Source organism: Clavibacter nebraskensis NCPPB 2581, from assembly GCF_000355695.1.
Classification (GTDB): Bacteria; Actinomycetota; Actinomycetes; order Actinomycetales; family Microbacteriaceae; genus Clavibacter; species Clavibacter nebraskensis.
Genome location: NC_020891.1, coordinates 239,630 through 256,339 on the forward strand (window position 1 = coordinate 239,630; position 16,710 = coordinate 256,339).

Consider the following 16,710-nt stretch of genomic DNA (forward strand, 5'->3'; position numbering starts at 1 on the left):
GGCGCCCCCGCCGCGCCGTAGCCTGGCGTCCCACACCCGAGGAAACGCGAGCAGGCGAGGACCCGATGAGCGACCCGGCAGCGTACGCCGACGTGCCCGAGACGCCGCCGATGAGCGCCGCCGACCAGGCCGTCGTCGCCGCCCGCTGGAAGCGCAACGCGACCCTCTTCCTCAGCGGCCAGACCGTCTCGCTGTTCGGCTCGATGCTCGTCCAGTACGCGGTCATGTGGTGGGTCACGTTCGAGACCCGCTCGGGCCTCGCGGTCGCGCTCTACGCGGTCGCCGCGTTCCTGCCGCAGGGCATCGTCTCGATCTTCGGCGGCACCCTCGCCGACCGCATGAACCGGCGCGTGCTCGTCATCGTGTCCGACAGCTCCATCGCGATCGTCACCCTCGCGCTCGCCCTGCTCATGATGAACGGGGTCACCGACCTCTGGATCGTCCTGCTGGCGGTCGCTGTGCGCTCCATCGGCGCCGGGTTCCAGACGCCCGCGGTGCAGGCGATGATCCCGCAGATCGTGCCGCCCGAGCAGCTGCTCCGGGTCAACGGCATCTTCGGCACGATCCAGTCGGCCATGGCCCTGCTCGCGCCGGCCGCCGCGGGCGCGATCTTCGCCGCCTACGGCCTCGTGCCCCTGTTCTTCGTGGACGCGATCACGGCGGCGATCGGCATCGCGTTCCTGCTGTCGGTCGCGGTGCCGACGCTCGCGTCCATCGCCGACAAGACGTCGACGTACCGCGAGGACCTCGTCGAGGGGATCCGCTACATCGGCGGCAACCCCGTCGTGCGCTGGCTGCTCGTGGTGTTCGCGATCATCTTCCTGCTCACGGTGGCGCCGTCCTTCATCACGCCGCTGCTCGTCGCGCGCACCTACGGCACCGAGGTGTGGATGGTGACGGTGCTCGAGATCGCCTTCAGCGTCGGCATGCTCGGCGGCGGCGCGCTGGTGTCGACGCTGTTCGCGAAGTCCGACCGCATGACCCTGATCCTCGTGAGCTGCTTCGGCTTCGCGGTCTTCACGGCGGGCCTCGGCCTCAGCCCCAACCTCTGGGTGTTCTACGGGTTCATGTTCGCGATCGGCCTGTTCGTGCCGCTGTTCTCGGCGCCGTTCATGACGCTCGTGCAGGAGACGGTCGCGCCCGAGATGCACGGACGCGTGTTCAGCTACGTCGGCATCGTCATGGCGCTCGCCACCCCGATCGGCGCGGTCGCCTTCGGCCCGCTCGCCGACGTCGTCAGCGTGCAGGCGCTGCTCGTGGCCGCGGGGATCATCACGGTCGTCGTGATCACGGTCGCCATCTCCCTGCCGTCGGGCCGGACGGCGATCCGCATCGCCCGCGAGAAGAAGGCGGAAGCGGATGCGGGGGAGGCGGATCCCGAGGCCGACGTCGCCGGCGCCGGATGCGGCACGACAGCGGTCGACCCGGCGCGCATGACGCCCGGCTCCTAGCCCTCGGCGCGGCCGCGATCCGCGAGCTCGTCCGCGTACGCGGCGACGGCGCGGCCGTACTCCGGCAGGGCGGTCGCGAGCCGGCGCAGCGCCACGGCCAGTGCCTCCGTCGGCCGACCGGCGTCGTGCAGCGCGAGCGCGAGGAACGCATCACGGCCGGGCGCGTGCGCGTCGTCGGGCACGGCCTCGAGCAGCACGACCGCCTCCGCGGCCCGGCCGACGTTGCGCAGGGAGCTCGCGAGCTGGATCACCGCGAGCGGCCGGTGCTGCGGATCCAGACCGCCGGCGAGCGCCGCCCGGTACAGCGGGACGGCTTCCGCCTCTCGGCCCACGAAGTCGTGCGCGCAGGCCAGCTCGAAGAGCGCCCGCGCATCGTCGGCCGAACGCTCGGCGACCAGCGCGCGCATCCCGGCGACGGTCTCGTCCGCGCGCTCGTCGTCGGCGGTCGCCCAGAAGGCGGCGACCCGGTCAGCGCGAGCGCGCCGGTGGCGGCCCCGTCGTCGCCCGGCGCACGAGCCGCGTCGGCAGCTGCACGTGCATCGCGTCGGGCTCGGTGCCGCCCATCAGCGACATGAGGAGGTCCACCGCGGTGGTGCCGAGGCGCTGCATGGGCTGGCGGATGGTGGTCAGCGGCGGCGTCACCTGCGAGGCCTCGGGGATGTCGTCGAAGCCGATGACGGAGAGGTCCTCGGGCACGCGGATCCCGAGCTCGGCCGCCACCTGCAGGATCGCGATGCCGGAGAGATCGTTGGCGGCGAAGATCGCGGTCGGCCGGTCCGGCATCGTCAGCAGGGCGCGCGCCGGCTCGCGGGCGGGGGCGGTGAGGAACAGGCCCGCGCGCACGAGCGCCGGGTCGAAGGCGATGCCCGCGTCCTGCAGCGCGCGACGGTAGCCGGCCTCGCGGAGGCTCGCGGAGCGGAGGTCGGGGCGGCCGGCGAGGAACCCGATCCGCCGGTGCCCGAGCTCGAGGAGGTGCCGGGTCGCCTGGAGCGCGCCGCCGAGGCTGTCGGACTCGACGCTCGGCAGGTCGGCGGGACCCGTGTGCGGGTCGATGGAGACGACGGGGATCTCCGTCTGGGCGGTCACGACCGTGGGCGTCACCATGATCGCGCCGTCGATGAGGGTGCCGCTCAGGCGGCTGAGCGACCGGCGCTCCCATCCCGTGTTGTCCACCTGACGGGAGCCGCTGTACGCCAGGAGGTCGTAGCGGGAGTTGCGGAGCGCGGCGCCGACGCCCTTGAGGATCTCGGCGCTGAACGGCTCGAAGCCCGCCACGAGCACGCCGATCACGCCGGTGCGGTGGGAGCGCATGCTGCTCGCGACGAGGCTCGACTCGTAGCCCAGGCGCTCGACGACCTCCATCACGCGGCTCGACGTCTCGGCCGAGATCCCGTACCGCCCGTTCACCGCCTTGGACACGGTGGACACCGAGACGCCGGCGGCAGCGGCGACGTCGTGGATGGTGGGGCGGCGGGACATGGACCGCACCCTACGCCTGGGGAAAAGGATTTCGAAAACGTTTGACGAAGATCCGAGCGCGACCGAGACTGGCTCGACCGGACCCCGTCACGACGAAGCGACGACGCGATGGCGCGACACGGGATCGGTTCGAGTCGCACCCACAGCACCAGGCACGCGGCTCGTGCACGTCCACCCCCGACACCCGCCAGGGTGCGCTCAATGGAGAGACAGGTAGAACGACATGAAGGCACGGAAGATCCTCACGGGATCCGCGGCCCTGCTCGTGGGGGCCCTCGCCCTCGCCGGCTGCAGCGGCAGCGGTTCCGCCAACGGCGACGACGGCGGCCCCGTCGAGATGACGCTGTGGCACAACTCCACCACCGGCCCGGGCAAGGCGTTCTGGGACAAGACGACCGCGGACTTCAACGCCGCGCACCCCGGCATCACGGTCACGCCCACGTCGATCCAGAACGAGGACCTCGACGGCAAGCTCCAGACCGCCCTCAACTCGGGCGACGCCCCCGACATCTTCCTGCAGCGCGGTGGCGGCAAGCTCGCCGCCACGGTCGCGGCAGGACAGGTCATGGACATCACCGACGGCATCTCCGCCGACGTGAAGGGCGAGATCGCGCAGAGCGCCTTCGACGCGAACTCCATCGACGGCAAGGCCTACGCCATGCCCGTCGCCGTCCTCCCCAGCGGCATCTTCTACAGCAAGGACCTCTTCACGGCGGCCGGCATCACCGAGACGCCGAAGACCATGGACGAGCTGGACGCGGACGTCGAGAAGCTCAAGGCCACGGGCGTCGCCCCCATCGCGCTCGGCGCGAAGGACGCCTGGCCCGCCGCGCACTGGTACTTCAACTTCGCGCTCCGCGAGTGCAGCTCCGCCACGCTCGAGAAGGCCGCCACGGACAAGGACTTCAGCGACGACTGCTGGATCAAGGCGGGCCAGGACGTCGAGGACCTCGTCGGCACGAACCCCTTCAACGACGGCTTCCTCACCACCGCGGCCCAGCAGGGCGCGGGCAGCTCCGCCGGCCTCATCGCCAACCACCAGGCCGCCATGGAGCTCATGGGCGCCTGGGACCCGGGAGTCATCGCGGGCCTGACGCCGGACCAGAAGCCGCTGGCCGACCTCTCCTGGTTCCCCTTCCCGGAGATCTCCGGCGGCAAGGGCGAGCCCGGCTCCATCATGGGCGGCATCGACGGGTACTCCTGCTCCGCGCAGGCCCCGAAGCAGTGTGTCGACTTCCTCAACTACATCGGCACCGCCGACGTGCAGAAGGCGTACTACGCGGCCTTCAACGCGCCGCCCGTGAACACGACCGCGCAGGAGGCGGTCACGGAGCCGTACCTGCAGGAGATCCTCACGGCGTACAACGACGCGCCCTACGTCTCCCAGTGGCTCGACACCGTCTACGGCCTGAACGTCGGCAACGCGATGAACGTCGGCGTGGTCGACCTCATGGCGGGCGACGGCAGCCCGGAGAAGCTCATCCAGACCGTCGGCGACGCGGCCAAGAAGGCGTAGGCGCACCGACATGGCCATCCGCGAGAGCTCGCTCGACGAGCAGCGTCCCGCGGCTGATCCTGCACACCCCGAGGGCGGCGTCGCGACGACGCCGCCCTCGGTGGGTCGTGCGCGACGCCGCGGCCTCGACTGGTCCGGTCGCCTCGAGGTCCTGATCCTCGTCGGCCCGGCCCTCCTCTTCTTCCTGGGCTTCGTCATCTACCCCGTGGTGATGGCGGCCTACTACGGGTTCTTCAGCTGGCAGGGCTTCGGCCCGCCCACGGTGTTCGTGGGCTTCCGGAACTACATCACGATCCTCCAGGACCCCACGTTCCACGAGGCGCTGATGCACAACGCCGTGATCGTGGTGCTGTCGCTCGTGCTCCAGGGCCCCGTCGCGATCCTCGTGGCGCTCCTGCTCAACAGGAAGCTGCGCGGCCAGTCGATCATCCGCGTGCTGATCTTCGTGCCGTACGTGATCTCCGAGGTCGTCGTCGGCACCGGCTGGAGCCTCATGCTCCAGGGCTCCGGTGCGCTCAACGGCTTCCTCGAGAACGTCGGCCTGGGGGACCTCCGCCAGGACTGGCTCGCGAACCCGGACATCGCGATCTGGTCGCTCATGACGATCATCACGTGGAAGTACATCGGCTTCGCGGTGATCCTCTTCCTCGCCGGTCTCCAGGGCATCCCCGAGGAGCTCAGCGAGGCGGCCGCCATCGACGGCGCGTCGTACTGGCAGATCCAGCGGCGCATCACGCTGCCGCTGCTCGCGCCGACGCTGCGCATCTGGGCGTTCCTGTCGATCATCGGCTCGCTGCAGCTGTTCGACCTCGTCTACATCATCTGGGGCCAGTACATCTCCGCCACCGCGGGCACCTCGACCATGGCCACGTACCTCGTGGCGAACGGGCGCGGATCCGGCAACTACGGGTACGGCAACGCCGTCGCCGTGGTGCTGTTCCTCATCTCCCTGGTCGTCGCGCTCGTCTACCAGCGGTTCGTGCTCAACCGCGACACCGCCGGCGCCCTCACGGGTTCGGGAAGGAAGAAGAAGTGACCGCCGTCACCGCGGCTCCGCGCAACGCGGACCTCGATCCCACCTACTCGGCGAAGACGCCGAGGCCCACGCGGGCCAAGGCGCCCGGCCAGGGGAACAACCCCATCCCGTACCTCGTCGCGGTCGTGCTGATCGCCCTGATGCTGACGCCGGTGGCGTACATCATCCTGGGCGGGTTCCGCACGAACGCGCAGATCACGACCGACCCGGCGGGCTTCCCGTCGCCGTTCCAGGTGCAGAACTACCTCGACGTGCTCACGGGCTCGATGTTCTGGCGGCAGGTGGGCAACTCGCTCATCGCGGCCATCGGCACCACGGTCGGCGCGGTCGTGCTCGGCCTCATGGCGAGCTACGTCCTGGCCCGCTACACGTTCTTCGGGCGGGGAGCGCTCTACGCGCTGTTCGCGTCGGGGCTCATGTTCCCCATCACGGTGGCGATCACGCCGCTGTACATCGTGATCCGCTCGCTGGGCCTCACGAACTCGCTGCCGGGGATCATCCTCCCGCAGATCGCGTTCGCTCTCCCGACGACGATCATCATCCTGGTGCCGTTCCTGCGGGCCATCCCGGACGAGATCCAGGAGGCCGCGTTCATCGACGGGTGCAGCCGCATCGGGTTCTTCTTCCGCATGGTCGTGCGGCTGTCGATGCCCGGTGTCATCACGGTGGGCATCCTCGCGTTCATCGGCAGCTGGAACTCCTACCTGCTGCCGCTGTTCCTCCTGAGCGACCCGTCGATCTACACGCTGCCGCTCGGCGTGCAGTCGTTCTCGTCGCAGTACTCGGTGGACACGGCCAAGGTGCTGGCGTTCACGTCGCTGTCGATGATCCCGGCGCTGATCTTCTTCTCGATCTTCGAGCGCCGCATCGTCGGCGGCCTCACGGGCGCGGTGAAGGGGTGACCGGGGCGGAGACGACCGCGGCATCCGGCGCCGTGGAGCTCCCCGAGGTGTCGGAGCGCGTGCGCGAGCTGCACGCGCGCATGACGCTCGAGGAGAAGCTCGCGCAGATCGTCGGCTACTGGGTCGACCAGGGCGGCGAGGTCGTCGCGCCCATGCAGGGGGAGATGGCCACGACCGGCAAGTACGAGGAGGCGACCGAGCACGGCCTCGGGCACCTCACCCGCGTGTACGGCACGCGGCCGGTGGATCCCGTCGAGCGCGCGTCGTGGCTGTGGGCCGAGCAGAGGCGGCTGCGGACGGAGACGCGGCTCGGGATCCCCGCGCTCGTCCACGAGGAGTGCCTCACCGGCCTCGCCGCGTGGCAGGCCGCGACCTTCCCCACGCCGCTCGCCTGGGGCGCGTCCTTCGACCCGGGTCTCGTGGAGGAGATGGCCGGCCTCATCGGCGGGTCGATGGCGGAGCTCGGCGTACACCAGGGCCTCGCGCCCGTGCTCGACGTGATCCGCGACGCCCGCTGGGGCCGCGTCGACGAGTGCATCGCCGAGGACCCGTACGTGGTCGGCACCATCGGCACCGCGTACGTGAAGGGCCTGCAGTCGGCCGGGATCCACGCCACGCTCAAGCACTTCGTCGGCTACTCGGTCTCGCAGTCCGGCCGCAACCACGCGCCCGCGCACGTGGGCCCGCGCTTCGTGGAGGACGTGCTGCTGCCGCCCTTCGAGATGGCGGTGCTCGACGGCGGGGTGCGCTCGGTCATGAACTCGTACGCGGAGATCGACGGCGCGCCCGTCGGCGCGACGCCCGAGTACCTCACCGACGTGCTGCGCGGGCGCTGGGGCTTCGACGGCGTCGTGGTCTCCGACTACTTCTCCGTCGCCTTCCTCCAGGTGATGCACGCCGTCGCGGGCGACCGCGGCGAGGCGGCCGAGCTCGCGCTCGCCGCCGGCATCGACGTGGAGCTGCCCACCGGCGACGCGTACCTCGCGCCGCTGGCCGAGCGGATCCGCGCCGGCCTCGCCGACGAGTCGCTCGTCGACCGCGCGGTGCTCCGCGTGCTCGACGAGAAGGAGGAGCTGGGGCTCCTCGACGCGACGTTCGACGCGCCGCCCACGGAGATCGACCTCGACACCCCGGCCCACCGGGACGTCGCGCGCCGGCTCGCGGAGGAGTCCGTGGTGCTGCTCGCCAACGACGGCACGCTGCCGCTCGCGGGCGCCGGCCGGACCGCTCCCGCACGGATCGCGCTCATCGGCCCCAACGCCGACAGCGCCGAGGCGCTCATGGGCTGCTACTCGTTCGCGAACCACGTGCTCGCGCACCACCCGGGCACGCCGCTCGGGTTCGCGATCACGACGGTCGCCGAGGCGCTCTGCGCGGAGCTGCCCGACAGCGATCTCGTGGTCGTGGCGGGCGCCGAGGTCGAGGGCGACGACCGCTCCGGCTTCGACGCCGCGGTCGAGGCGGCGCGCGGATCCGACCTCGCGGTCGTGGTCGTCGGCGACCGGGCGGGCCTGTTCGGCCGCGGTACGGTCGGCGAGGGCAACGACGTCGAGAGCCTCGAGCTGCCGGGCGTGCAGCGCGAGCTGGTCGAGGCCGTGCGCGCCACCGGGACCCCCGTGGTCGTGGTGCTGCTCACCGGCCGGCCGTACGCGGTGGCCTGGGCTCTGGAGGGCGAGACCGCTCCGGCGGCCGTGCTCCAGGCGTTCTTCCCGGGCGAGGAGGGCGGATCCGCGATCGCGGGCGTCCTCTCCGGTCGGGTCTCTCCGTCGGGCCGTCTGCCCGTGTCGCTCCCGCGGTCCGCGGGCGCGCAGCCGTTCTCGTACCTGCACCCGATCCTCGGGGGGCCGAGCGAGGTGACGAGCGCGGATCCCACGCCCGTCCTCCCGTTCGGGCACGGCCTGTCGTACACGACCTTCGCGCGCAGCGACCTGTCCGTGGAATCGGCCGAGGTCGCGGCGGGGGAGGCGTTCACGGCGACCGTCGTGGTCCGCAACACGGGCGACCGCGACGGCACCGACGTCGTGCAGCTCTACGCGCGCGACGTGCAGGGCAGCGTCACGCGGCCCGTCGCGCAGCTGCTCGGCTATCTGCGGCTGGATCTCGCGGCAGGCGAGTCCGCGCGCGTCACGTTCCGGGTGCCCACCACCCGCCTCGCCCTCACGGACCTGCGGTACCGCCGCGTGGTCGAGCCGGGCGCGGTCGAGCTGTGGGTCGGGTCGTCGAGCGCGGTGAAGGAGACGCAAGCGGCCATCGCGGTCACCGGATCCGCGCACCACGTGACGGTCGCCGACGAGCGGTACGTGGGCACGTCGGTGGAGGCGGTCGGCGCATCCGAGCGGGTGCTCGAGCCGAGCTGATCCCCGTCATGCCGGAGCCCCGGCCGCCACGCCCTCGACGCGCGGCGGACGGGGCTCCGTCGTGCGCGGGCAGGCTGCCGGCCGGCGCCGTCAGGCCCCCGCCACCTCCACGGGCGCCGTCGTCAGCGTCTGCAGGCCCGTGACCCGCAGCAGGTCCAGCCGGGCCTCGTCGGTGCTGCCCGGCACGACCGTGTAGACGACGATGCGGAGGTCGGCGCCCGGCACCGAGTACTGACGCCGGGCGCGCGCTGGCAGGGTGGGGGCATGACCGGCCCCCGCCTCCGCCCCTGGACCGCGTCCGATGCCGCCGCCCTGCGCGACGCGTTCCTCACGACGCCGGATCTCGTCACCCAGCTCGGCGGCGCGGACCTGTCGAGCATCGAGGCGGCGGAGGCCCACATCTCGGGTCCGCTCGCCTCCGACGACGCGCACCGCATCTGGGCGATCGTCGACGGGGGAGTCGCGATCGGCAGCGTCGGCGTCTCCGCGATCGACCGCCGGCACGACACGGCGTGGCTGCACTACTGGCTCGCGGGATCCGGCCGCGGCCGCGGTCTCGCCACCCGGGCGCTCGCGGGCGCGGCGGCGTGGGGCTTCGCCGACGGCCTGTTCCGCCTCGAGCTCGGCCACCGCGTGAACAACCCGGCGTCGTGCCGGGTCGCGACGCGCTCGGGCTTCGCGGCCGAGGGGATCGAGCGCGCCAAGCTCCGCTACGGCGACGAGCGCTTCGACGTGGAGACGCACGCGCGGCTCGCGACGGATCCAGCGACCGCTGTCGTGCCGCTTCCGGGTAGCGTCGGATCGTGACCTGGCCAGCGACGCACATCACCCGCTCCGTCGACGCCGACGTGGCATCTGTCGTCGCGGTGGCGGGGGATCCCGCGCGGCTGCCCGAGTGGGCGGCGGGCGTCAGCTCGGGGATCCGGCTCGAGGGCGGCCGCTGGCTGTCGGACTCGCCGATGGGCGCGATCGAGATCGCGTTCACGGGCCCGCGCGAGCTCGGGATCCTCGACCACGACGTGACGCTCCCCGACGGCACCGTGGTGCGCAACCCGCTGCGCGTGCTCCCGAACGACGAGGGCAGCGAGGTCGTCTTCACGCTCTTCCGTCGGCCGGGCATGACCGACATCGCGCTCGCGGAGGACGCGGCGCTCGTCGCGGACGACCTCGACCGGCTCGCGGCGCTGGTCGCGCGGGGCTGAGCGGTCAGCCCGGGAGCGGTGCTGCGCAGCGCGGTCAGCGCCCGAAGGCCCGGTCGATGCGGAGGAGGGCGATGTCGCGGAGGGCTGCCCGCACCTCGACCTGCTCGTCGGCGACGCCGTTCTGCGATCGGCGCTGCAGCTCGAGGAGGATCTCGGGCGCCGAGCGTCCTGCGGCGCGGATGAGGAACACCCACCCGAACCGGTCCTCGTACGCGACGTTGCCAGCCCGGATCGCCGCCGCGGTGTCGGGATCCGGACCCGCGGACGCGGCCTGCTCGACGACCGACGACGATGCGCCGCGGCTCGTCTCCGCGGCCCGCTGCCCGATGCGGGGGTGCTCCGCCAGGGCCGCCATCACCTCGGGCCAGGTCCACGCCTCCGCGGCGTCGCGCGCCGCCCTGCTCAGCTCCTCGACGGAGCCGTAGGGGCGCGCCGCGGCGAGGGCGGACGCCCAGGAGGGGATCGCCGCCCACTCCAGCGCGAGCTCCCGTGCGGCATCGGGGGGCAGGGCGAGGAACCGGTCCCATCGGGCGCCGTCGACGACCACGGCGTTCACAGGAACCCGGGGACGGACACCCACGCACCCGGTGCTGCCGGCTCTCCGTCCCGCACGACCGAGCCGTTGATCAGGCCATAGGGGCGGTCCGCGGCGAAGAGGACCTCGTTGTCGTTCGTGAGGCCGAAGGGCGCGAGATCGACCGGGAAGTGGTGGTTGTTCGGCATCGCGAGCCTCACCTCCGCGAGTTCCGGGCAGGCTTCGAGGACGGCTCGCCCCATCGCGAAGAGCGTCTGCTGCAATGCGAGGGAATGCACGGTGGCGAAGGCCTCGAGCAGGGCCGCGACAGCTCGGTCGTGCACATCGTCGAAGTCCGACGTGTCCGCCGCGGCCTCCACGTAGCGCCATCGCGCGGTGACGTCCGTCGCGAGGACGCGGTCCGCGGTCTCCCCGAGCGTCGTGTGCTCCGTGCGCGGGAACCCGTGGAATTCGCTGCCGGCGGACTTGAGGACGGTCAGATCCGTCACGCCGCCGAGCACGTGGACGGTCGCGGCGTCCCTCTGCACGACGCTGGTGCGGGTCCCTCCGCCGGTTCGGACGAACGAGTGGTCGTGGGGTGCGCCGTCCGCGGTGATCCGTGACCAGCCGTACTGCTCCGCGGAGAGCGTGCAGCCGTCGTACTGCGGGAAGGCGTCCATGAAGTGGGAGGCGAGGGTGAGGAGGAACCGTTCGGGGCTGCGCACGCCGAACCTCTTCGCGAAGGCGTAGATGGTGTTCTTCTGGGAGTCGGTCGCGTGGACGAGCGAGTTGTCGCCGCTGTAATAGGACTCGTCCAGTGCCGCGCCGCGCATCTGCGTCGTCACGCTGAGGTCCTCGATGGCGTGCCGGGACGTGTCGCGGGTGACGCGCACGAGTCGGACCTCGGCCTTGCCGTACTGATGGGTTCCGAGGACGAAACCGGGAGGATGGGGCATCGGTCAGCTTCCTCGATAGGTGGAGTAGGCAAACGGGCTCAGCAGCAGGGGCACGTGGTAGTGCGATGCGGCCCCGTCCGGGATCGTGAACGCCACGGTGATGTGCGGGAAGAAGTGCGCCGTGGCCGTCGACGCGAAGTACGCACCGGTGTCGAACGTCAGCGTGTAGGTGCCGGCGGAGAGCGCCTCGGCGAACGCGGCGACGCGGCCGTCGCCGTCGGTCGAGGCCGAGCCGATGCGGTCGCCGGTGTCCGCACGAGCGAGATCCACGCGGAGGCCCCGGGCGGGCTCACCTCGGCCGGTGTCGAGGACGTGCGTCGACAGCGTCGTGGGCGTGGACGTGGTCACGGGGTCATCCCGACGCGATGGTCGGGGGAGGGGGCGAGCGCACGGCTCATGGCGGTGGTCATGTCGGTCATGTCGGTCCTGACGATCGCGCGAGGAGGGGCTGCGGATGCAGCGGGCGACCGGTCGAGCGCCGGTCGGAGGCAGCGTCCCGCTCAGGGACGGACCGAGGGTTGCCTCCCGTGCGCGATCGCCCCGCGGTTCCAGGCGGGGCGAGCGACGGACGTGGACGTACCCGACATGGCTGGCTCCCTCCGGTATGCGGCGATCGTTCCTGGGATCGACCGTAGGAGGCGGATGTTTCCTCCTTGTTGCCGGCGTGTTGAGGGTGGTCGCGGCGCACCGGCCTCGGAACGGGAGCGCCGGAGCCGCCTAGGGTCCGGCGAGCTCGTCCAGTGCGTCGTAGGCGGTCGCGATGGCCGCGATCCGGTCCCGACCCGTCCGGCCCGCGGCGTCGTAGACGTCGTTCGCGATCGCGGCGATCACGGCGAACATCGCCGCGAGCGAGTCGAACGCCGACGGCGAGTCCACGGGGCAGAGGATCGTCGTGGCGGCGGGCGCGGCGAGCACGGCTGCCGTCGGGTCGCCGAGCACGACGACGTCGGCTCCCGACGCGACGCAGCGCTGGACCAGCCGGTCGATCCCCGCAGCGTGTCGGCGCACGGAGACGATGATGACCACGTCACGCCGGTCGAGGTCGGCGACCTCCTCTCCCAGGCGCTGCCCGGGCGCGGGGACGATGCGCACATCCGGTCGCACCTGGAGGAGCTGAGCCCGGAGCTGGAGCGCGACCGGGTGCGCTCCGCGTTCACCGGACAGCATCACCCGGCGGGCGCGCACGATCCGGCGGGCGAGGCGCGAGCGATCCGCGCGCGCGAGGGACGCGAACGCCGCATGGAGGTTCCGGGACTCGACCGCGCGCTGGTCGACGTGAGCGGCATCCTCCGCCACCCACGGCATCCCGCTGCCCCGGGCGGCCATGAGCTCTCGCCGCACATCGGCCGCGTCCTGGAAGCCGAGGGAGCGCACCAGCCGCGAGACGGTGGCCTTCGACGTCCCGGACTCGGCGGCGAGGTGCGCGGAGGTCCCGACGAGCAGGAGCTCCGGGTCGTGGCGGACCATCGCGGCGACCCGGCGCTCGGCGGGCGAGAGCCGATCCCAGACGGCGTCGATGCGCTCGCGCACATCGGGCTGCGCCGCCGTCATGACGCGCTCCGTCCCAGGTGGGCGATCGCCTCCACGAGCGCGTCCAGCCCGAGCGCGATGTCGCCGACGGAGACGAACTCGTCCGGGTGGTGGCTGATGCCGTCCGGGTTGCGGAGGAACAGCATCGCGACGTCGGTGATGCGCCCGAGCGACATGGCGTCGTGGCCGGCGCGCGAGAACAGCTCCATGGGCTGCGCCTGTCCGGTGGCGACGATGCCGGCGCGGACGGCGGCCATCAGGCGCGGCGAGCAGAGCACGGCGGGAGCGCGGTGCACCTCGGTCGGGGTCACGCTCACCCCACGACGCTCCCTGATGCCGGCGAACGCCGTGACGATCTCGTCCCAGACGCGGTCGCGTCCGTCGTCGGACTCCGCACGCAGGTCGACGGAGAACCACGCGAGCCCCGGCACGACGTTCACCGCGCCCGGTGCGACGGTCATCGTGCCGACGGTGCCGACCGCGCCGAGGTGGTGCGAGCTGCGGCAGATCCGCTCGACGGCCAGTGCCGCCTCGGCCGCGGCGAGCAGGGCGTCGTGCCGCCGCTCGTACGGGGTGCCGCCGGCGTGCCGGGCCTCGCCGACCGCCTCGACCGTGAACCGTCGGGCGCTGGCGATGCTTGTGACGACGCCGAGCGCCTGGCCCGCCTCGTCCAGGAAGGGCCCCTGCTCGATGTGCGCCTCGAGGTACCCGACGAGTCGGGCCGGGTCCATCGCGGCGTCGCCGACACGGGCGGGGTCGAGTCCGAAGTCCGTGAACGCCTGCCGCAGCGAGATCCCGGCGGCGTCGGCGAGGTCCCACCAGGCGTCGTCCCACACCCCGGCGACCGCCGAGGACCCGAGGAGCGCCTTGCCGAACCGGGTGCCCTCCTCGTCGGAGAAGGCGATGACCTGGATGCCGAACGGCAGCGGTCCCTGGACCTTCAGCCGGGCGACCGCCGCGACCCCCAGGAGCACGCCGACGATGCCGTCGTAGGGCCCGGCGTCCACGACGGTGTCGAGGTGCGACCCGATGAGCAGGACGGGCGCGTCGTCGCGCGTGCCGGGGACGCTGCCGTGCAGGTTGCCGGCGGCGTCCTGCCACGTGGTCATCCCGACGCCCTGCATCCACCGCGCGACCATCGTGTTGACGCGCTCGTGCTCCGGCGACAGGTACACGCGCGTGATGCTGCCGGGCGTCGAGGTCACGGCGGCGAGCTCGCCGCACCACCCGACGATCGTCGCGGCGTCCGGTACGGCGGCGGCCGTCACGCCACCACCGCCGATGGCGCCGGGCCTGCCGCGGTCGGGGCCGCGTACACGTCGAGCGCCGCGTCGACGCCGCCGCCCTGCGGCACGGGGAACCCGCCCCGACGCAGCACCTGCTCGAGCGCGGACAGCGTCGTCACGACGGCGTCCTTGCGGGCGTTGTAGCCCATGGTCCCGATGCGCCAGACACGCCCGCGCAGGGGCCCGAACGAGGTCCCGATCTCGATGCCGTGGTCCGCGAGCATGGCCCCGCGCACGGCGTCCCCGTCGACGACGTCCGGGATCCGCACCGCGACGACGTTGTGCATCTTGTGCGCCACGTCCCCGAAGACCCGCAGCCCGAGCTCCTGCACGCCGGTCAGCATCGCGCGGCCGGCGAGCTCGTGCCGGGCGACGACGGCGTCGCGGCCTTCCTCGAGCAGGATCCGGGCGCACTCGTGGGCGGCGTAGAGCATCGACGCGGCCTCGGTGTGGTGGTTCAGCCGGCGGGGTCCCCAGTAGTCGAGGATCATCGCCAGGTCCAGGTAGTTCGAACGGATCGGCTCGTCGAGGATCTCGTCGCCCGGCTCGCGGATGCCCGCCTCGACGCTGCGCCGCCCGTCGAGCACGGCCGTGGCGCGCGGCGACAGCGTCACGGGAGCGCTGCCCGACGGCCCGCCGAGGCACTTCTGCAGCCCGACGCTGACGGCGTCGATGCCCCACGCGTCCACCTCGAGCGGATTGCCGCCGATGGATGCGGTGGCGTCGGTGTAGAGCAGCACGCCGTGTCGCTCGCAGATCGCGCCGAGCTCGTCGAGCGGCTGGTTCATCGTCGTGGAGGTGTCACCCTGGACGACCGCCAGCACCTTCGGCCTCGTCGCCACGATCGCGTCCTCGATCGCGGAGGTCGGGAACACCTGCCCCCATGCCGTCTCGATCGTGTGGACCTCGGCCCCGGCCCGCCCGGCGATCTCGGCGAGCAGGTGTCCGAACCGCCCGAACACGGGCACGAGGACGCGGTCCCCCGGTGCGAGCAGCGACACGAGGACCGCTTCGATCCCGGCCCGGGAGGTGCCGTCGACGAGCGCCGTGGCCACGTTGGCGGTGCCGAACACCTGCCGGTACAGCGTCTGGGTGTCGTTCATCGTCGACGTCATCCACGGGTCGTACTGGCCGACGAGCGGCGTCGAGAGCGCTCGCAGCACGCGCGGGTCGGCGTCGATCGGCCCCGGCCCCATGAGGAGCCGGGCGGGCGGGTTCACTGGCAGCATCGGGATCTCCGTTCCGGTCATGAGGATAAGGGAACGCCTGTTACGACATCGTCCCGGCGAGCGCGACGATCGCGCGGTCGGACCCGGCCGGTCCGAGCAGGCAGACGCCGACGGGTGCGTCCTCGACCTGCAGGAACGGCGCGCTGACCGCCGGCAGCCCGCCGATGCCGGCGACGGCCGTCATCCGCAGCGTCGCGAGCCGGGTGCGCTGGACCGCGTCCCCGGTGGCCGTCCGGAGCGGCGCGGGCCCCGGCACGGTCGGGAGGGTCAGCACGCCGGTGCCGATCGCCTCGCGGACGCGGGTGCGCAGGCGGTCGAGCCGCTCTCGCGCGAGCGCCTCGTCCTCCGCCGTGATCGTGGCCGCTGCCGCGAACCGCGCGGCCACGTCGTCCCCGACGGCGCCGGGGTGCGCGTCGATCCAGGGTCCGTGGTTGCGCCAGGCCTCGGCGGCCTGGACGATCCGGAGGGTCTCGGCGAGGTCGCCAGGCGGCGGCAGGTCGATCCGGCGGACGGGCCGACGGGTCGCCGCCAGCCATCCCCGGAACGCCTCGGCGGTCGCGGGTTCGACGGCGTCGAGCAGGGCGTCGCAGACGAGGAGCGTGCCGTCGTCCAAGTCCACGTCCACGTCCACGCCCGGGCCCGGGCGGACGGCGGCATCGGCCGCCGACGCGAGCACGGACGCCGACCGGGCGATCCACCCGACGGTGTCGAACGACTGCGCCAGGGGCACGAGCCCGTCGCGCGGGACGCTGCCGTGGGTCGTCCGGAGGCCCCACAGGCCCTGGTAGCTCGACGGCACGCGGAGGCTCCCCGCGGTGTCGGTGCCGAGCCCGAGGTCCGCCTGCCCGAGCGCGACCGCGGACGCCGAGCCCGAGGACGACCCGCCGCCGATCCTGGTCGGGGCGGCTCCGTTGGGCGGCGACCCGAAGTGCGCGTTCTGCCCCGCGAGCGAATAGGCGAACTCGTCGGTGCGGGCGATCCCGGTGACGTCGGCCCCCGCGTCGAGGAGCACCTGCACGGCCGGGGCGGTGACCGTCGAGACCGGCGCCGATCGCTCCCAGGTCGGGTTGCCCGCGCCGACGACGTGCCCGCGGACCGCGTACAGGTCCTTGACGGCGACGCGGATCCCGGTGAGCGGCCCGTCCGGGGCACCGTGCACGAGCGGGTCGCCGACGACGCGCCACACCGTCCGGGCGGACGCCCGCTCGAGCCCCTCGGGCCAGCTCCCGTGCAGGATCATGCGTCGACCGCC

At 72.7% G+C, this 16,710-nt stretch carries 17 protein-coding genes; 7 read left to right on the forward strand and 10 right to left on the reverse strand.

Annotation, left to right across the window (positions count from 1 at the left end; translation table 11 throughout):
* Positions 1–65: 65 nt before the first annotated feature.
* Positions 66–1,451, forward strand: a complete 1,386-nt coding sequence (locus CMN_RS01230; RefSeq protein WP_015489048.1) for an MFS transporter — start codon at positions 66–68, stop codon at positions 1,449–1,451.
* Here the strand turns inward: CMN_RS01230 and CMN_RS01235 are convergent.
* Both CMN_RS01235 and CMN_RS01240 read right to left on the reverse strand, forming a co-directional pair.
* On the reverse strand, positions 1,448–1,858 hold the full coding sequence (locus tag CMN_RS01235) for a tetratricopeptide repeat protein (protein WP_015489049.1): 411 nt from the start codon (positions 1,856–1,858) through the stop codon (positions 1,448–1,450). The genes CMN_RS01230 and CMN_RS01235 overlap by 4 nt on opposite strands.
* 61 nt (positions 1,859–1,919) lie before the next feature.
* Positions 1,920–2,930, reverse strand: coding sequence for a LacI family DNA-binding transcriptional regulator (locus CMN_RS01240; RefSeq protein ID WP_015489050.1), 1,011 nt, complete (start codon positions 2,928–2,930; stop codon positions 1,920–1,922).
* Positions 2,931–3,153: 223 nt separating this feature from the next.
* On the opposite strand from CMN_RS01240, the gene CMN_RS01245 reads away from it, so the two are divergent.
* Genes CMN_RS01245 through CMN_RS01260 form a run of 4 tightly spaced genes read left to right on the forward strand, consistent with a single transcriptional unit; the run spans position 3,154 to position 8,741 of the window.
* Positions 3,154–4,446 carry an ABC transporter substrate-binding protein gene (locus CMN_RS01245; RefSeq protein ID WP_015489051.1) on the forward strand — a complete coding sequence of 431 codons (1,293 nt, stop codon included), beginning with the start codon at positions 3,154–3,156 and terminating at the stop codon, positions 4,444–4,446.
* Between the two features lie 10 nt (positions 4,447–4,456).
* Positions 4,457–5,482 (forward strand): carbohydrate ABC transporter permease, encoded by a 1,026-nt coding sequence (locus CMN_RS01250; protein WP_015489052.1) that lies wholly within the window; start codon positions 4,457–4,459, stop codon positions 5,480–5,482.
* Positions 5,479–6,384 carry a carbohydrate ABC transporter permease gene (locus CMN_RS01255; protein WP_015489053.1) on the forward strand — a complete coding sequence of 302 codons (906 nt, stop codon included), beginning with the start codon at positions 5,479–5,481 and terminating at the stop codon, positions 6,382–6,384. Before CMN_RS01250 ends, CMN_RS01255 begins: the two co-directional genes overlap by 4 nt.
* The gene (locus CMN_RS01260) at positions 6,381–8,741 is read left to right on the forward strand and encodes a beta-xylosidase/alpha-l-arabinosidase (protein ID WP_015489054.1); all 2,361 of its coding nucleotides are present in this window, start codon (positions 6,381–6,383) and stop codon (positions 8,739–8,741) included. The genes CMN_RS01255 and CMN_RS01260 overlap by 4 nt, the downstream gene beginning before the upstream one ends.
* Positions 8,742–8,831: 90 nt before the next feature.
* Here CMN_RS01260 and CMN_RS15410 read toward each other — a convergent pair whose 3' ends face one another.
* Positions 8,832–8,966, reverse strand: a complete 135-nt coding sequence (locus tag CMN_RS15410; protein ID WP_258560774.1) for a hypothetical protein — start codon at positions 8,964–8,966, stop codon at positions 8,832–8,834.
* A 39-nt stretch (positions 8,967–9,005) separates the two neighbouring features.
* Here CMN_RS15410 and CMN_RS01265 point away from each other — a divergent pair, with 39 nt between their 5' ends.
* Both CMN_RS01265 and CMN_RS01270 read left to right on the forward strand, forming a co-directional pair.
* Positions 9,006–9,548, forward strand: a complete 543-nt coding sequence (locus tag CMN_RS01265) for a GNAT family N-acetyltransferase (RefSeq protein WP_015489055.1) — start codon at positions 9,006–9,008, stop codon at positions 9,546–9,548.
* Positions 9,545–9,943 carry a hypothetical protein gene (locus tag CMN_RS01270; protein ID WP_015489056.1) on the forward strand — a complete coding sequence of 133 codons (399 nt, stop codon included), beginning with the start codon at positions 9,545–9,547 and terminating at the stop codon, positions 9,941–9,943. The genes CMN_RS01265 and CMN_RS01270 overlap by 4 nt, the downstream gene beginning before the upstream one ends.
* A gap of 34 nt (positions 9,944–9,977) precedes the next feature.
* Here the strand turns inward: CMN_RS01270 and uraD are convergent, their stop codons facing one another.
* From uraD to CMN_RS01305, 7 genes are all read right to left on the reverse strand, one after another.
* The gene (gene uraD, locus CMN_RS01275; protein ID WP_227077714.1) at positions 9,978–10,499 is read right to left on the reverse strand and encodes a 2-oxo-4-hydroxy-4-carboxy-5-ureidoimidazoline decarboxylase; all 522 of its coding nucleotides are present in this window, start codon (positions 10,497–10,499) and stop codon (positions 9,978–9,980) included.
* Positions 10,496–11,413, reverse strand: a complete 918-nt coding sequence (pucL, locus tag CMN_RS01280; RefSeq protein ID WP_015489058.1) for a factor-independent urate hydroxylase — start codon at positions 11,411–11,413, stop codon at positions 10,496–10,498. The genes uraD and pucL overlap by 4 nt, the downstream gene beginning before the upstream one ends.
* A gap of 3 nt (positions 11,414–11,416) precedes the next feature.
* Positions 11,417–11,761 (reverse strand): hydroxyisourate hydrolase, encoded by a 345-nt coding sequence (uraH, locus tag CMN_RS01285; protein ID WP_015489059.1) that lies wholly within the window; start codon positions 11,759–11,761, stop codon positions 11,417–11,419.
* A gap of 369 nt (positions 11,762–12,130) precedes the next feature.
* A complete protein-coding gene (locus CMN_RS01290; protein ID WP_015489060.1) occupies positions 12,131–12,964 on the reverse strand; it encodes a MurR/RpiR family transcriptional regulator in 834 nt (277 codons plus the stop codon).
* Positions 12,961–14,211, reverse strand: coding sequence for an allantoate amidohydrolase (locus tag CMN_RS01295; RefSeq protein ID WP_015489061.1), 1,251 nt, complete (start codon positions 14,209–14,211; stop codon positions 12,961–12,963). Before CMN_RS01295 ends, CMN_RS01290 begins: the two co-directional genes overlap by 4 nt.
* A complete protein-coding gene (locus CMN_RS01300) occupies positions 14,208–15,479 on the reverse strand; it encodes a pyridoxal-phosphate-dependent aminotransferase family protein (protein WP_041465198.1) in 1,272 nt (423 codons plus the stop codon). The genes CMN_RS01295 and CMN_RS01300 overlap by 4 nt, the downstream gene beginning before the upstream one ends.
* A 19-nt stretch (positions 15,480–15,498) precedes the next feature.
* A complete protein-coding gene (locus CMN_RS01305) occupies positions 15,499–16,698 on the reverse strand; it encodes an amidase family protein (RefSeq protein ID WP_015489063.1) in 1,200 nt (399 codons plus the stop codon).
* Positions 16,699–16,710 lie beyond the last annotated feature (12 nt).

Coding starts and splice junctions, on each gene's coding strand:
- CMN_RS01230 (WP_015489048.1), top strand. CDS start 66: ATGAGCGACCCGGCAGCGTACGCCGACGTGCCCGAGACGCCGCCGATG.
- CMN_RS01235 (WP_015489049.1), bottom strand. CDS start 1,858: ATGCGCGCGCTGGTCGCCGAGCGTTCGGCCGACGATGCGCGGGCGCTC.
- CMN_RS01240 (WP_015489050.1), bottom strand. CDS start 2,930: ATGTCCCGCCGCCCCACCATCCACGACGTCGCCGCTGCCGCCGGCGTC.
- CMN_RS01245 (WP_015489051.1), top strand. CDS start 3,154: ATGAAGGCACGGAAGATCCTCACGGGATCCGCGGCCCTGCTCGTGGGG.
- CMN_RS01250 (WP_015489052.1), top strand. CDS start 4,457: ATGGCCATCCGCGAGAGCTCGCTCGACGAGCAGCGTCCCGCGGCTGAT.
- CMN_RS01265 (WP_015489055.1), top strand. CDS start 9,006: ATGACCGGCCCCCGCCTCCGCCCCTGGACCGCGTCCGATGCCGCCGCC.
- pucL (WP_015489058.1), bottom strand. CDS start 11,413: ATGCCCCATCCTCCCGGTTTCGTCCTCGGAACCCATCAGTACGGCAAG.
- CMN_RS01290 (WP_015489060.1), bottom strand. CDS start 12,964: ATGACGGCGGCGCAGCCCGATGTGCGCGAGCGCATCGACGCCGTCTGG.
- CMN_RS01300 (WP_041465198.1), bottom strand. CDS start 15,479: ATGACCGGAACGGAGATCCCGATGCTGCCAGTGAACCCGCCCGCCCGG.
- CMN_RS01305 (WP_015489063.1), bottom strand. CDS start 16,698: ATGATCCTGCACGGGAGCTGGCCCGAGGGGCTCGAGCGGGCGTCCGCC.